We start from the raw sequence: 14,382 nt of genomic DNA, 5'->3' as shown, positions 1-14,382 counted from the left end.
CGCACCGCGCGTCCCCCTTCGACGTCGTCTCAGCCGCCGCCCGCCGGCGGCCGGTCCGGAACCGTCGCGTGCTTCATGGTCACGTTCCCGGTGTACGCGGGCAGACGGGCCTTGCGCACAGTGCGGACCGAGTAGCCGAGCCCGTACTCGCGTACGTACTTCTGGTAGATCGAGATCTCGGGGGAGGCGTCCAGTGCCGCCCGCAACCGGTACGGGTCACCGACGGCGGTGATCCGGAACGGCGGCGAGTAGACCACCCCCTGAAGGATCAGGGTATTGCCCACGCACCGCACCGCGCTGGTCGAGATCAGCCGCTGGTCCATGATCTGCAACCCCTCGGCCCCGCCGGCCCACAGGGCGTTCACCACCGCCTGCACGTCGGCCTGGTGCACCACCAGATCGTCCGGGCCGACACCGCGGGGCAGTTCGCCGGTCTTGGGCTGCGGCGCGTCGTCCAGCGCGACGCGAATCGCCGGACCGTCCAGGGGGCCGAATCCGGACCGGGCCGCGAGCCTGTCGGCCTCAGCCTGGGCCCGTTTGACCCGGGCGTCGTGCCGGCCGGCCTGCCGGGAGATCCCGTCGACCTCGCGGCGAAGCCGCTGGTAGTCATCGCGCTCGTGCCGGGTGCGGCGCTGCTCGGCGGTGATCAGCTCGGTGATCCGGGTGCGTCCCTCATCGCGCAGGCTGGTGCCGCGGGCCGTGCTCGCGCTCGCCGCGAACAAGGTTCCCGCCACAAGCGTGAGGGCTGGGATGATGCTTCCCCACGTTCGACGCCGTACGCTGCTCACCAGCGACTACGCTAACCGACAAACCACCCATGCGCGGACCGGCGCTCCGGCCGCCAGCCGCCCGAGGAGATCGATCCCACGTGGCCAAGTCCAAAGTGCGCAAGAAGGCCGTCTACACGCCGCCGCAGAAGTCCAAGGCGCCCGAGGTCAGCCCCCGTTGGCTGGTGCCGACGATGGTCACCCTCTGGCTGATCGGACTGGTCTGGATCGCGGTCTTCTACGTGACGGCGAGCACCGGCACCGACGTCCCGGTCATGAGCGACCTGCACAACTGGAACCTGGGAATCGGCTTCACCGCGATCATCCTGGGCGTGATCCTGTCGACCCGGTGGCGCTGAGCGACGGCGCTACCCGCTTCCGGGTCGCCTGAATCCACCAGAGTTATCCACAGGCTGGGGATGACCGACCGGTTTCCGCCGGGTTTTCCACAGGTCGATCACCGCCGTGCACGATGCGAAAGCGGCCGCCGCCCGGCAGGGCGGACGCCGCCGGGTGAAGCGGATGCCGCCGCCCCCTCGGGCGCGGCGGCATCCGCGCGTTCAGTCCTGCCCGGACGGGCCGGACAGCGCCCCTGACGCCTGTTCCGCCACCCCCGGCTCCGCAGCGCCGGGCAGGCCGCCCAGGGCGCCCATGGCGGCGTGCAGATCGGCCGTCTTGACCATCACCAGCGCCGCGAACACCACCAGCACCGCCACCGGCGCCGCGATGTGCACGATGTGCCGGCTCGCGGCCGGCGCGTAGGCGAAGGCCACCCCGAGCAGCGCGCCGGTGGCCAGCCCGCCGACATGGCCCTGCCAGGAGATCCCCGGCACCGAGAAGGTGATCACCAGGTTGATCACCAGCAGCACCACGATCGGGCCGACCGGCCCGCCCATCCGCCGGCCGATCACGAAGAACGCGCCGAACAGGCCGAAGATCGCACCCGAGGCGCCGACCGCCGCGCCGTTCGGCTCGACCAGGTAGAGCAGCACCGACCCGCCCAGCCCGGACAGCAGGTACAGGGTCAGGAAGCGCCAGCGGCCGAGCGCCTGCTCCAGGGCCGGGCCGACCGCCCACAGCGCCCACATGTTGAACAGGATGTGGGTGATGCCGAGCCCGCCGTTCTGCTGGTGCAGGAACAGCGAGGTGAACAGCCGGTACCACTGGCCCTCGGCGACGCCGACGATCCGGCCGCCCGCGTCCACGCCCTGGCCGACCATCATGAAGTCGCGCACCACCGCGGACGAGGCCATCTCGGCGAGGTAGGCGAGCACGCACAGCCCGATGAGCGTGTACGTCACCACCGGTACCGCCGCCGCCCCGCCCCGCCGGGCGCCCAGTGGCGCACTGGGCCGGCGCACCGACCGGTGCCCCTCGGCCACGCAGTCCACGCACTGGTGCCCCACCGCCGCGTCCCGCATGCACTCCGGGCAGATGTAGCGGTCGCAGCGGGTGCACCGCACGTAGGTCTCCCGGCCCGGATGCCGGTAGCAGGTCGGCACCGAGGTCTCGGGCGCGGGGCTGGATTCAGTGCTCATCTCTGGGCTCCGTCAGGGGCGGTGCGGGGTCTCACCATGTACGACGTCTAACGACGCTCGATCGTCACCGACTCCAGCACGACGTCGTCGACCGGGCGGTTGTTGCGTCCGGTGGGCACGGCGCTGATGGCGTCCACCACGTTGGTGCCCTCGATGACCTTGCCGAAGATGGTGTGCCGGCCGGTCAGGTGGGCGGTCGCCGCGACGTTGGTGGTGATGAAGAACTGCGAGCCGTTGGTACCGGCCCCGGCGTTGGCCATCGCCAGCAGGTAGGGCTTGTTGAACTTCAGGTCGGGGTGGAACTCGTCCTTGAACTCGTAGCCCGGACCGCCGGTGCCGGTGCCCAGCGGGTCACCGCCCTGGATCATGAAGTCCGGGATGATCCGGTGGAAGATGATCCCGCTGTAGAGCGGCGCGGTGGACTTCTCCCCGGTCCTCGGGTCGGTCCAGGTCCTGGTGCCCTCGGACAGGCCGACGAAGTTGTCGACGGTCTCGGGCGCCTGCTCCGGGTAGAGCTGGATCACGATCTTGCCGAGCGACGTGTTGAGCGTCGCGAAGATCTCGTTGGCCACGGCTGGCCTCCTCGTGAAGTGGCTGATTTCGATGTCGGGCCTGCCGACCCCCACCTACTGTGCGTGACCGTGTGATCGCGCTTTCAGGGTTTACCCCCCGTTCTCAGGGAAGGCTGCTTGGCAGGACCTCGCAAACAGGGAGGTTAGCGTGTCCCTAAAGATGAGTAGCCGCCGGAAGCCGCAGCGCGCGGTGCTCTCGCGGTTCGAGCGCGTTCAGGAAGCGACCCGCCAAGGCGCGGACGCGGCCCGGTACGGCGCGGAGGCGGCCCGGCAGGGCGCCTCGACCGCCGCGGTACGGATCGGGCCGGCGGCGCAGCGTACGCGTGACGTCGCGGCCGACCGCGTCCTGGTCGCTCGCGGCTGGAGCGCACCGCGGCTCGAACGGGCCGCCCGGTACGTGGAGTCCGACCTGGCTCCCCGCATGGGGTCGGTCATGAAGGAGGCCGCCGGACGGATCGAACCGCCCCGGCCCCGGCGGCGGAGGCGGAACACCGCCTTGATGCTGCTGGCCGCGGTCGCCGCCATCGGCGTCGCCGGTGCGGTGCTGACCAGGCGCGGCAACGACCGGGAGTTCGCCGACCCCGCCACTGACCTCGACGACAAGGCCGTCCTGGCCGAGTCCGAGGTCGATGGGCAGGTCCGCGCTCCACGGTAGGAGATCGCCCGAGGCGGGGCCCGGCCGGTTCGGCCGGGCCCTTCCCCTGCGGCCAGGACGGTGGGGCGATTCCGGGACATTCTACTAACCGGTACGGTAAACGCCATGTCGCCGAAAGCGCGCTCGACCCGGCCGCCCGTGGCCGCCCGGCTCAGGATCCGGGCCCGGCAGGGCGTGCACCTCGCCGTGCAGCACGGCTGGGAGTGGCTCCAGCGGCAGGGCCAGATCACCCCGCACACGCCCGGCCGGCGCAAGTTCGCCTACCTGGGCGAGGGCGCCTGCATCGGCTTCCCGGTGGGCGCCATCTACGGCGAGCCGTGGATCTCGATCGGCGACCACACCCTGGTCGGGACGCACGTCACGATCTCCGCCGGGTTCGTCCCGGGCCTCGATCTCGGCCCCGACATCGTGGTCACGATCGGCGGCGGCTGCTCACTCGGGCGCGGCACGCACATCGTGGGCCACCAGTCGATCGAGATCGGCGACGACGTGTTCACCGGTCCCAACGTCTACATCACCGACCAGAACCACACCTATGGCGACCTCGACACCCCGATCGGGCGGCAGTGGCCGGAGAACAACCCGGTGGTGATCGGCGACGGCTGCTGGATCGGCACCGGCGCGATCATCCTGCCGGGCACCCGGCTCGGCCGGAACGTGGCGGTGGCGGGCGGCGCCGTCGTCCGCGGCGAGTTCCCCGACCACTCGGTCATCGGCGGCGTCCCCGCCAAGGTGCTGCGCACCCACGACGCCGAGGCGGGCTGGCAGCCGCCGCTGCGCGGCCAGTCGCTGATCTCCCTGGACGAGCTGGCCGCACTGTCGGTGGACGGTCTGGAGGGCCTCCAGATCCTCCAGGACAAGCTGCGTGAGGAGGACCGGGCCCGCAGCGCCAGGAACGGCGACGGCGACACCACCGCCCGCGACGAGGCCGGCCCGCGCCGAAGCGACGAGCGCCCCCTGGACGCGGCGCTGCCCCGGGAAGAGGAGCGGCTGCGGGAAGAGGCCGGCTGACCCGGCGTCCCCCGCCATCCCCGCCATCCCCGCGGTCTCCCGGCTGCTCCATCGCCGTCCCCCGCCGGAGGGCGCTGCTCTCGTGGCGTCGCCATCTGGCAGCGTGAGCGGAGCGGACATGCCGAGGGCCCCGCCCAATGGACGGGGCCCTCGGTTCATCGATCAGGTGTAGCGGGCCGCGCTGCGCTCGGCGCCGCCTTCACGGCGCTTGCCGCCGCCGGTGTACGGGCCGCTGCTGCGACGCTGGCCGTGGGAGGTCGCGCCGGTGCCTCCGCGGGGGCCGGTGGCACGACGCTCACCGCCGCCGTACGAACCGCGGTGCTCGCCGCCGACGGCGCCCTCGCGGCGCTCGCCGCGGTTGTCGCCGTCCTGGCGGTCGTACGAACGGCCGCGGCCACCGCCGCCGCCGCCGTAGCCGCGCCCGCCGCCGCCACCGCGGCGTCCGCCGGGACGGCCGCCGCGCCCGCCCTCACGGCGGGGACGCTCGGGGATGATCGGCTCTTCGATCGGGATGCCGGAGGGCTGCCGGGCCCCGGTGAGCCGGGCCAGCTCCTCGTCGCCGGTGGCGACCCGGACGCGCGGGGCGTTGATGCCGGCGCGGCGGGTCATCGCGGAGGTGGACCGGACCTGGTGCGGCAGGACGAGGGTGACGACGGTGCCGCGCTCGCCCGCGCGCGCCGTACGGCCGGCGCGGTGCATGTAGTCCTTGGAGTCGGCCGGCGGGTCGACGTGCATGACCAGGGTGACGTCGTCGACGTGGATGCCGCGGGCGGCGACGTCGGTGGCGACCAGCACGCTGATCGTGCCCTCGCGGAACTCGGCGAGGGTGCGGGTGCGCAGGCCCTGGCTCTTGCCGCCGTGCAGGCCGGCGGCGCGCACCCCAGCCTGGGTGAGCTGCTTGGCGAGCCGGTCGACGCCGTGCTTGGTGCGGGCGAACAGGATCGTCCGGCCCTCGCGGTTGGCGATCTCGGCGGTGATCGCGCTCTTGTCCTTGGGCGCCACCAGCAGGAGGTGGTGCTCCATCGTGTCGACGGACTCGTCGACCGGGCCGATCGCGTGCGTCACCGGGTCGTTCAGGTAGCGCTTGACCAGGACGTCGACGTCGCGGTCGAGGGTGGCCGAGAACAGCAGCCGCTGCCCGCCGGGACGGGCCTGGTCGAGGATGTCGGTGACGTCGGGCAGGAAGCCCATGTCGGCCATGTGGTCGGCCTCGTCGAGCACCGCGATCTCGATGTCGGACAGGTCGCAGGCGCCCTGCCGCATCAGGTCCTTGAGCCGGCCGGGCGTGGCGACCAGCACCTCGACGCCGCGGCGCAGCGCGTCGATCTGCTTGAACATCGAGGTCTGCCCGATGACGGTCTTGAAGTGCAGCCCGAGGCCGCGGCCGAGCGGCTCCAGGTTGGTCTGGACCTGCTGGGCGAGCTCGCGGGTCGGCACCAGGACGAGCGCCAGCGGGCGCTTCGGCGCGGCGCGGCGGCCGGCCAGGCGGGCGAGCATCGGGAGGCCGAAGGCCAGGGTCTTGCCGGAGCCGGTCTTGCCGCGCCCGAGCACGTCGTGGCCGCCCATGATGTCGGGGATCGCGGCGGCCTGGATCGGGAACGGCGCGGTGATGCCCTGGCGCACGAGGGCCGACACGAGCTCGGACGGCATTCCGAGCTCGGCGAAGCTGGGGACCTGTGCCTCGTCGGCGCCCGCGTCGGGCGTCGAGTCGGCGGGCAGGTTATGAGCAGCAGCAGCTGTTGACACGCAGTACCTTCCGAGAGGGGGGCACGTCTCGGGAGGCACCACGATCAGATCAGTGGGCTGCAAGGACGAGCCAGACGCCTTGGGCGTCGTAAGAGTGATTTGCTCAGTCTAACGTCGTCGGGGTACCTCCTTATGCCCCGCACCGGTCGGATCACTCTTCCACACGCCCCCCGGCGCCGTCTTTCCGTTTCGTCGGCACCGGCCGCCGAACCCGCTCGGCGCGGCCCGCCGCGCGCGCCGAGCGGGCAGATCAGCGGTCGAGGACGATGCCGAAGACGGGCCCGGTCGGCCGGTCCCGGAGAAGGCCGCGTGATGTCGCCCACTCCGGTCTCGACGCGGGGCTCTTCCCCGTCCGGTACCCGCACGTCCCGTGGCTCCGCGGGCGCGGGGACGGCGCGGCGGCGGCACCGCATCTCGTTGTGGCAGTTCACCCGGTACGGCATCATCGTCACGTTCCTGAGCACGCTGATGGCCTGGGGGTACATCGCCGTCCGCTACTTCCTGTGACCAGGACGCAGGTTCAGTGACGATCACCCATGGGTACGTTCCCGCTACCGATCGTGGTTGGGGGGACGGCGATGGTGGCGACCACGCGCGGACAGACGAAGCCGCGACGGCGCTGGCTGCGGGTCTTCTGGACCGGGCTGGCGCTGTGGGCGGCCTCGGTCGTGGTCACCGTGGCCACCGCGAACACCAACCTCCTGCCCACCGTGGTGCTGCTCGGCAGCTTCCTGGTGCCGGTCACGTTCGTGGTCTGGGCGTACGAGCACGGCAGGGCGGGCGAGATCACCGTTCCGCTGCTCTTCTCGGCGTTCGTGATCGGCGGTGTGCTCGGTGTGCTCGGCGCGTCCGTCCTGGAGACCTACCTGCTGCACCCGTCGCTGTGGATGTACTTCGGCGTCGGGCTGATCGAGGAGGGCGTCAAGCTCCTCGCGCTGATGTTCGTCGCCCGCCACGTGCACCCGCGCACCACCCGCGACGGCCTGGTCCTCGGCGCCACCGTCGGCTTCGGCTTCGCCTCGTTCGAGAGCTCGGGGTACGCCCTCAACTCACTGTTCACCACGCAGGGGATCAGCGTCCGCTCGATGGTCGAGACCGAGATCCTGCGCGGCGTGCTGGCCCCGCTCGGCCACGGCCTGTGGACGTCGATCCTCGGCGGCGTCCTGTTCGCCGTCGCCGGCCGCCGCTGGCGCATCACCGGCGGGCTGCTGCTGGCCTACCTCGGCGTGGCCCTGCTGCACGCGCTGTGGGACTCCATGCACGGCATCGCGATCGGGCTGTCCCTCTTCCTGACCGGCACCCCCTGGCAGTACGAGCTCCTGGAGCGCGGCTACCTGCCCCGCGCCACCGACACGCAGGGCCACCTGATCACCCTCATCAACTGGCTGGGCCTCATCGTCATCTCGATCATCGCCCTGTCCTGGCTGCGCGCCGAAGCCACCCACTCCCGCCGCGCCGAACCCCCGGCACCTCCGGAAGCGCCCCGGCCCCCGGAGAGAACCACCCCGACTCCCGGACCTCCCGGGCACCCGTGACTCAACGACGAAAGCCCAGGACGGGAAGATGCTTCCCTACCTGGGCTTTCGTTGGGGTGGAGCCACGGGGATTCGAACCCCGGACACCTGGCTTGCAAAGCCAGTGCTCTGCCAACTGAGCTATGGCCCCAGAGGCCCTCGCGGGCGCGCCAAGCCTACCCGGGTGCGGCCCTCATCGTGCACCACGGGACGAGATCGAGGCACTCCGCCGGGCCGGGACCTCCATCGCGCCGGGCGGCACGTGGATGGCACCGGCGGGCGGCGACAGTGGTCCCGGCGAGATCGGGGCAGGCGAGGGTGATCCGCTCTGCTCCGCTCACGCCGGGGCCCGCGTCGAGATCATGTCTTCGACCGGCTACCGCCGGTGGGTCAGCTGTCGGAGGACGTGGCCTCGGTCCACAGGTCCAGTTCGGCGCGGTCCTGCTGGAGCCGGCGCCAGACAGCGAAGCCGCCAAGAGCGACAACGGCGAGAATCAGCAGCTTCTTCACGGTGGGGACCCCTTCACCTCGACTATGAAAGCCATTCCCGGGGAATCAATCGGTTCAGTGAGTACTCCCCCAGGGCTCTCCGCAGCCTAGCAACCGATCCCGGGCGCTCCGCACCCACTCGCCGTTATCGGACTGATCGTCCAACCGGGATCGGTGCCGTCGGGCTGCCGGGGCGCGGCGAGGGCGGGGTGGGCGACGACGGTCAGGGAGTCCTGATGAGGGCAGAGGACGACTTCGGGCTCTGGGAGCGCGAACTGGAGCCGCGGCTCGTCCGGGAGCCGGGCGAGCCCGGGGGACGCGGCATGCTGCTGGTCGCCACCGCCACGGCGCTGGGCTGCGCGGCGCTGATCGCGCTCGGTGAGGTGCCGCTCGGCTCCGCCGGGCTCGTCCTCTCGTCGCTCATCCTGCTGCTCTGGCGGCTCGGCATGTGAGCCATCCCCTTTGCGGGCCGGGCCGTCGGTGCGATCATTTCCGCCATGGATCTTCGCGGTGCGAACGTTCTGCTGACAGGCGCGTCGGCGGCATCGGGCGGGTCCTCGCCACCGCGCTCGCCGCGCGGGGCGGCAAGGTGGTACTCACCGGGCGGCGGGCCGACGTGCTCGAACCGCTGGCCGAACGGCTCGGCGGGACGGCCATCGCCGCCGACCTCGCCGAACGCGGCGCGGCCGAGGAGCTGCTGGCCGCGGCGGGCCGGGTGGACGTGCTGGTGGCCAACGCCGCGCTGCCCGCGTCCGGGCTGCTCGACGGCTACTCGGTCGAGGAGATCGACCGTGCGCTGGAGGTGAACCTGCGGGCCCCGATCGTGATGGCCAAGCTGGCCGGCGCGCAGATGGCCGGCCGTGGCCGCGGGCACCTGGTCTTCGTGTCGTCGCTGTCCGGCAAGACCGCGTCCGGGCACGCGTCGCTCTACAACGCCACCAAGTTCGGGATGCGCGGCTTCGCGCTGGCGCTGCGCGAGGACATGCGCCCTCACGGCGTCGGCGTGTCGACGGTGTTCCCGGGGTTCATCCGGGACGCGGGCATGTTCGCCGACGCGCGGGTACGGCTGCCGCGCGGCGTCGGGACCCGCACCCCGCAGGACGTCGCGCGGGCCACCGTCCGGGCCGTCGAGCGGAACGTCGGCGAGATCGACGTGGCGCCGCTCGGCCTGCGGCTGGGCGCGCTGCTCGGCGGGGCCGCGCCCGCGCTGTCCGCCGCGGTGCTGCGCCGCACGGGCGGCGACCGGGTCGCCCGGGGGCTGGCCGACGGGCAGCAGGGCAAGCGCTGATCTCCGGCCGTCCGGCGCGGGTGATCAAATGAGAGGGAGACAAAGGGGATCGTCATGACCGAATCGACCGATCGGCCCGTCGCGGCGAGCGGCACCTTCTCCCTCGGTGGAGACCTTCCCGTGCACCGGCTCGGGTACGGCGCGATGCGCCTCACCGGCAAGGGCGCCTGGGGCGAGCCCGCTGACAGGCCGGAGGCGGTCCGGGTGCTGCGCCGGGCCGTCGAGCTGGGCGTGAACCTGATCGACACGGCCGATTCCTACGGTCCGTTCGTCAGCGAGGACCTGATCGCCGAAGCGCTGCACCCGTACCCCGCCGACCTGGTCATCGCGACCAAGGGCGGGTTCACCCGGCAGGGCCCGGGCCAGTGGCAGCCGGTGGGCCGTCCCGAGTACCTGCGGCAGTGCGTGGAGATGAGCCTGCGGCGGCTGAGGCTGGAGCGCATCGACCTCTACCAGCTGCACCGCATCGACGCGAAGGTCCCGCTGGACGAGCAGCTCGGCGCGCTGCGCGATCTGCGGGACGAGGGCAAGATCCGCCACATCGGACTCTCCGAGGTGACGGTGGAGGAGGTGGCGGCGGCGCGCGAGCACGTCGAGATCGTCTCGGTGCAGAACCTCTACAACCTCGCCTCGCGCAAGTCCGAGGACGTGCTGGCCCACTGCGCCGAGCAGGGCATCGCGTTCATCCCCTGGTTCCCGCTGGCCACCGGCAAGCTGGCCGGGCCGGGCGGCGTCCTGGACGAGGCGGCGGCCCGGCACGGCGCCTCCCCGGCGCAGCTCGCGCTGGCGTGGCTGCTGCACCGGTCGCCGGTGGTACTGCCCATCCCCGGCACGTCCAAGGTCGCGCATCTGGAGGACAACCTCGCCGCGGCGTCGGTGACGCTGACGGGCGACGAGGTCGGCCGGCTGACCGCGCTCGGCTGACGGCGGTCCTCGCCCGAGGGCGACTTCTCCTCCGGGGAGGTGACGACAAAATCGGATCTTCTCTCAATAATCCGCTCAACCCGCCCGATCGGCGGACGAAGCGGGCACGCCGTCCCCCTGGACCGATCTCGTCCACCGTGCGCGCCCCGAGGAGGTTCGCGCGTGCCGAGAGCGGAGTCGAGGACCGGTCGGGGGGCCGACCCGAAGGTCAGGAAGATCACAGCGGCGGTGCTGTCCGCCGCCGTGCCGCTGACGATGCTCGCCGCGCCGCCGCCGGCCGCGGCCGGCACCGCCCCGGCGATGGTGGTGCCGATCCAGGTGACCGGCGATCCGGCCAAGCGGTTCAACCTGGTGGTCATGGGCGACGGGTACACCGCCGCGGACATGCCCGCGTTCCGCGCCGACCTCGACCGGCACCTGAACGACCTGTGGGCCCTTGAGCCGTTCAAGTCCTACCGCAGCTACGTCAACGTGTACGCCGTGGAGATCACCTCACCCGAGTCCGGGGTGAGCTGCGATCCGGAGCTGTCCGCCCCGCACCGGACGACGCCGCTGAGCATGGCATTCCGGAGCGGTTGCGAGCAGGACGGGCTCCAGCGGCTGCTGGTCATGGACTCCGACGCCGCCAAGACCTACGCCGACCTCGTCAAGGGCACCGGCGCAGGCAACCCAGATCCAGGCCCTGACCCTGCACGCCCACGACCTCAAGGAAGACAACGGGCGCCTTCGTCAGCAGCTTGAGCGCTCAAGTGGCCTCACCCCACTCCCCGACAATCCAACGCCGGCGCCGCAGGAGACTCCAGCAGCCATCTCGCCGGAAGGGATGCACAGTCAATGACGCCGAGCATCGATGAGGCCCGGGACGGCCACGTCAGGACCGGGTTGCGGAGAGCTCAGGCAGTGCGGCGGTCTTCGCGGTTCCACTTGGTGGCCTAGCGGGCGGCCAGCACAGCGTCCTGTTCGGGGGCGCCGTCAGGTCCTCATCCCGGATCACGGATGCGTGCAAAGTGGGGTAGCGCGGAACGCGGTGATTTCAGCCGCCCTAGCTTAGCTGGTCACCGCTTGAGGACTGTTGAGCCACATCAGGCAAGTGCGCGTGCACCCCTGCCGTGCGTAGCGCAGCGAGCCGGCGATGGCGGTGAGGGTGATGTAGGGGACGGCACTGGCTGGGGTGTTGGTCGATTGCCTGGCGGCAGTGGCTGATCGACGGCGGCGATGCGGGTGGAGTACACCCGGTGCGCCTTGCGGACGGTCGGTCCGGCGGCGTGGTCGGCCAGGGCGGCGCTCTGTTGCGGTGCGGCATGGTGCAGCGTGAGCGGGGCAGTGAGGCGGACCGAGCGGATGGTCTGGCCGGCGTTGATGGCCTTGCAGCCGGCTACGCCAACGACGAGGTTGCCCTCGCGCCCGAGCCGTTCGACGCCCGCCACCACTGGTGGATCTTCGTGATCGATCTGGTCCAAGAGCTTGTCCGCACTGGGCGCGTTTGAGGTGGTGGAGCGCTGTCGCCGAAACTGTCGTGTTGTCGGGTCGCTGACGACCGGCGTCCCGGAAGATTCTTCAAAGAAGTCCGGGAGGCGGTGTCGGATCGGGGCGGTGGTGTTCGTAGCAGGGGTGAGGCCGCCAGCAAGGAGCGGCGCCAAGGCAAAGGAACCGCGATCATGAAGCTGACGACCATGACCCAGATCTCCATTGATGGAGTCATGCAGAACAACGGCGCCCCCACGGACGACCACCCGAATGGGTTCGAGCGCGGCGGATGGGCCCTGGGGAAGGGCGACGACGGGACCAGGACGTTCATCACGCAGGCCTACCAGCGCGCCGAGGCGTTCCTGTTCGGCCGGCGCACCTATGAGTTGTTCGCCGGCTCCTGGGGATCAATCGACCAGATGCGCGCACATCCCATCGGCGTGGCCTTGAACAAGGCCCCCAAGTACGTTGCCTCGACCACGCTCACCGCGCCGCGTTGGGAGGACACGACCGTTCTCCGCGGTGACCTCGCGGCGGCCATCGGCGAGCTGAAGGCCAAGCCCGGGGGTGAGCTGCAGGTGCACGGGAGCGGCGCCCTGGTCCGGTGGCTGCTGGCCAACGATCTGGTCGATGAGATGACTCTGATCGTGATCCCGGTGATCGTTGGCCTGGGCGCGAGACTGTTCCCGGAGACCGGTCCGGATCTTGCGCTCGACCTGGTCGAGTCGCGGGTCGACTCCAGGGGCGTGACGATCCAGGTCTACCGGCCGGCCGGTCGCCCGCGGTATGCAACGGCTTGAGGTCCCTGACCACCGAACCACGCTGTCTTGACACCGCAGGAGATGATCTTTAGATGCAGTACCTGGTTTCCGTGATCGATGACAAGAGCGATCCCGGCAGCACGGACAGGCGGCCTGCCATCAGCGCGTTCAACGAACGACTGATCGCCGAGGGCCACTGGGTCTTCGCGGGCGGACTCGCCTCGCCCGACACGGCCACCGTCATCGACAACCGGGGCGAGCAGGCGGTGTTCAGCGACGGGCCTTTCGTGGAGTCGAAGGAGTACCTCGCCGGCGTCTGGGTGTGGGAGGCCCTCGATCTGGATGTGGCGCTCAAGCTCGCCGCCGAGGCGTCGAGGATCTGCGATCGGAAGATCGAGGTGCGGCCGTTCCAGTGAGCGACGTCGAGGAGGCGATCACCCGGGCCCACCACGCGGAGTGGGCGCGGGTGATCGCCTCCCTGACCAGGCGCTTCGGTGATCTCGACATCGCCGAGGAGGCCGCGGCCGAGGCGTTCGCGACCGCCGTCGAGCGGTGGCCTACCGACGGCGTACCGCCCAACCCCGGCGCCTGGCTGACCACCACCGCCAACCGCAAGGCCATCGACCGGATCCGGCGCGAGAACAAGCGCGACGACAAGCACAAGGAGGCTCAGATGGTGTACGACAACACCCCACCCGAGCCTGTCGGCGCCATCGACGACGACCGGCTCCGGCTGATCTTCACCTGCTGTCACCCGGCGCTGGCGATGCAGACCCGCGTGACGCTGACCCTGCGCATGGTCGGCGGTCTGACCGTGCCCGAGATCGCCCGCGCCTACCTGGTGCAGGGGACCACCATGGAGCAGCGCATCACCCGCGCGAAGGCCAAGATCAAGGCGGCTCGCATCCCCTATCGCGTGCCGGCTGTGGAGGATCTCCCGGCACGCGTGTCTGGCGTGCTCGCCGTCCTGTACCTGGTGTTCAACGAGGGCTACCTGGCCACCGGCCCCGACACCGATCCCCTACGTCACGACTTGACCGCCGAGGCGATCCGGCTCACCCGCCTGATCCGTACCCTCCTGCCCGGCGACGGTGAGGTGACCGGGCTGCTGGCGCTGATGCTCCTCACCGAGGCCCGCCGCCCCGCCCGGGTCTCGGCCAGCGGCGAACTGGTCCCCCTGGACGAGCAGGACCGCGGGGCCTGGGACGCGACGCTGATCGCCGAAGGTCACCGGCTGGTGCGCGAGCGCCTCGCCGCTGCCGCCGCCGGGGCGGCTCCGGGCCGCTACCAGATCCTCGCCGCGATCAACGCCGTCCACACCTCCGCCCGCGACATGCGCGACACCGACTGGTCGCAGATCCTCGCCCTCTACGACCAGCTCGCCCGCCTCGACCCCTCGCCGATCATCGCCCTCAACCGGGCCATCGCGGTCGCCGAGCTCGACGGCCCGCAGGTGGCACTGGCAGCCATCGACCGCCTCCAGGACAACCTGGCCGACTATCACGCCTACCACGCCACCCGCGCCGACCTGCTACGCCGGCTCGGCCAAAGCCAGCAGTCACGCGCCGCCTACGACAAAGCCATCGAACTGGCCGGCAACACCGCCGAGACCGCCTACCTGACCCGCCGCCGCGACCAACTGCGATAGCA

The 14,382-nt window shown here is 71.3% G+C and carries 18 protein-coding genes and 1 tRNA gene; 13 read left to right on the top strand and 6 right to left on the bottom strand.

Annotated features, from left to right (window positions below):
* Positions 1–29: 29 nt before the first annotated feature.
* The gene (locus QP090_RS15225) at positions 30–734 is read right to left on the bottom strand and encodes a DUF881 domain-containing protein (RefSeq protein WP_285939512.1); all 705 of its coding nucleotides are present in this window, start codon (positions 732–734) and stop codon (positions 30–32) included.
* An 83-nt stretch (positions 735–817) separates the two neighbouring features.
* On the opposite strand from QP090_RS15225, the gene QP090_RS15220 reads away from it, so the two are divergent.
* Entirely contained in the window at positions 818–1,126 is a 309-nt protein-coding gene (locus QP090_RS15220) for a cell division protein CrgA (RefSeq protein WP_432763041.1), read from the top strand.
* A gap of 201 nt (positions 1,127–1,327) precedes the next feature.
* On the opposite strand, the gene QP090_RS15215 is transcribed toward QP090_RS15220, so the two are convergent.
* The gene (locus tag QP090_RS15215; protein ID WP_285939510.1) at positions 1,328–2,305 is read right to left on the bottom strand and encodes a rhomboid family intramembrane serine protease; all 978 of its coding nucleotides are present in this window, start codon (positions 2,303–2,305) and stop codon (positions 1,328–1,330) included.
* A 47-nt stretch (positions 2,306–2,352) separates the two neighbouring features.
* Positions 2,353–2,877, bottom strand: coding sequence for a peptidylprolyl isomerase (locus tag QP090_RS15210; RefSeq protein ID WP_285939509.1), 525 nt, complete (start codon positions 2,875–2,877; stop codon positions 2,353–2,355).
* Between the two features lie 160 nt (positions 2,878–3,037).
* Between QP090_RS15210 and QP090_RS15205 the strand changes: the two genes are divergently transcribed.
* Together QP090_RS15205 and QP090_RS15200 are read left to right on the top strand one after the other, a co-directional pair.
* Positions 3,038–3,532, top strand: a complete 495-nt coding sequence (locus tag QP090_RS15205) for a hypothetical protein (RefSeq protein ID WP_285939508.1) — start codon at positions 3,038–3,040, stop codon at positions 3,530–3,532.
* Between the two features lie 105 nt (positions 3,533–3,637).
* Entirely contained in the window at positions 3,638–4,543 is a 906-nt protein-coding gene (locus QP090_RS15200) for an acyltransferase (protein ID WP_285939507.1), read from the top strand.
* Between the two features lie 162 nt (positions 4,544–4,705).
* Here the strand turns inward: QP090_RS15200 and QP090_RS15195 are convergent, their stop codons facing one another.
* Positions 4,706–6,289, bottom strand: coding sequence for a DEAD/DEAH box helicase (locus QP090_RS15195; RefSeq protein ID WP_432763040.1), 1,584 nt, complete (start codon positions 6,287–6,289; stop codon positions 4,706–4,708).
* 312 nt (positions 6,290–6,601) lie between these two features.
* Here QP090_RS15195 and QP090_RS15190 point away from each other — a divergent pair, with 312 nt between their 5' ends.
* Entirely contained in the window at positions 6,602–6,796 is a 195-nt protein-coding gene (locus QP090_RS15190; RefSeq protein ID WP_285939506.1) for a hypothetical protein, read from the top strand.
* Between the two features lie 71 nt (positions 6,797–6,867).
* The gene (locus tag QP090_RS15185; RefSeq protein ID WP_285939505.1) at positions 6,868–7,824 is read left to right on the top strand and encodes a PrsW family intramembrane metalloprotease; all 957 of its coding nucleotides are present in this window, start codon (positions 6,868–6,870) and stop codon (positions 7,822–7,824) included.
* Between the two features lie 57 nt (positions 7,825–7,881).
* On the opposite strand, the gene QP090_RS15180 is transcribed toward QP090_RS15185, so the two are convergent.
* Both QP090_RS15180 and QP090_RS15175 read right to left on the bottom strand, forming a co-directional pair.
* Positions 7,882–7,954, bottom strand: a tRNA-Ala gene (locus QP090_RS15180).
* A gap of 239 nt (positions 7,955–8,193) precedes the next feature.
* On the bottom strand, positions 8,194–8,313 hold the full coding sequence (locus QP090_RS15175) for a DLW-39 family protein (protein ID WP_211238580.1): 120 nt from the start codon (positions 8,311–8,313) through the stop codon (positions 8,194–8,196).
* 215 nt (positions 8,314–8,528) lie between these two features.
* On the opposite strand from QP090_RS15175, the gene QP090_RS15170 reads away from it, so the two are divergent.
* The 8 genes from QP090_RS15170 (at position 8,529) to QP090_RS15135 (ending at position 14,380) form a co-directional block, all read left to right on the top strand.
* Positions 8,529–8,744, top strand: a complete 216-nt coding sequence (locus QP090_RS15170; RefSeq protein WP_285939504.1) for a hypothetical protein — start codon at positions 8,529–8,531, stop codon at positions 8,742–8,744.
* Positions 8,745–8,881: 137 nt separating this feature from the next.
* Positions 8,882–9,580, top strand: coding sequence for an SDR family NAD(P)-dependent oxidoreductase (locus QP090_RS15165; protein ID WP_432763039.1), 699 nt, complete (start codon positions 8,882–8,884; stop codon positions 9,578–9,580).
* Between the two features lie 54 nt (positions 9,581–9,634).
* On the top strand, positions 9,635–10,504 hold the full coding sequence (locus QP090_RS15160; RefSeq protein WP_285939503.1) for an aldo/keto reductase: 870 nt from the start codon (positions 9,635–9,637) through the stop codon (positions 10,502–10,504).
* Positions 10,505–10,666: 162 nt separating this feature from the next.
* Complete coding sequence (locus QP090_RS15155; RefSeq protein ID WP_285939502.1) at positions 10,667–11,245, top strand: M64 family metallopeptidase; 579 nt, start codon at positions 10,667–10,669, stop codon at positions 11,243–11,245.
* 494 nt (positions 11,246–11,739) lie between these two features.
* Entirely contained in the window at positions 11,740–11,991 is a 252-nt protein-coding gene (locus QP090_RS15150) for a hypothetical protein (RefSeq protein ID WP_285939501.1), read from the top strand.
* A gap of 171 nt (positions 11,992–12,162) precedes the next feature.
* Positions 12,163–12,771, top strand: coding sequence for a dihydrofolate reductase family protein (locus QP090_RS15145; protein ID WP_285939500.1), 609 nt, complete (start codon positions 12,163–12,165; stop codon positions 12,769–12,771).
* 53 nt (positions 12,772–12,824) lie between these two features.
* Positions 12,825–13,148: a YciI family protein gene (locus QP090_RS15140; RefSeq protein ID WP_285939499.1), complete on the top strand. Its 324-nt coding sequence runs from the start codon at positions 12,825–12,827 to the stop codon at positions 13,146–13,148.
* Positions 13,145–14,380, top strand: a complete 1,236-nt coding sequence (locus tag QP090_RS15135; protein WP_285939498.1) for an RNA polymerase sigma factor — start codon at positions 13,145–13,147, stop codon at positions 14,378–14,380. The genes QP090_RS15140 and QP090_RS15135 overlap by 4 nt, the downstream gene beginning before the upstream one ends.
* Positions 14,381–14,382: the final 2 nt, after the last annotated feature.

It is taken from the genome of Actinomadura xylanilytica (assembly GCF_030283145.1).
Classification (GTDB): domain Bacteria; phylum Actinomycetota; class Actinomycetes; order Streptosporangiales; family Streptosporangiaceae; genus Spirillospora; species Spirillospora xylanilytica.
Note: the sequence above shows the minus strand (reverse complement) of the source record. Positions and strands in the feature narration are given on the sequence as shown.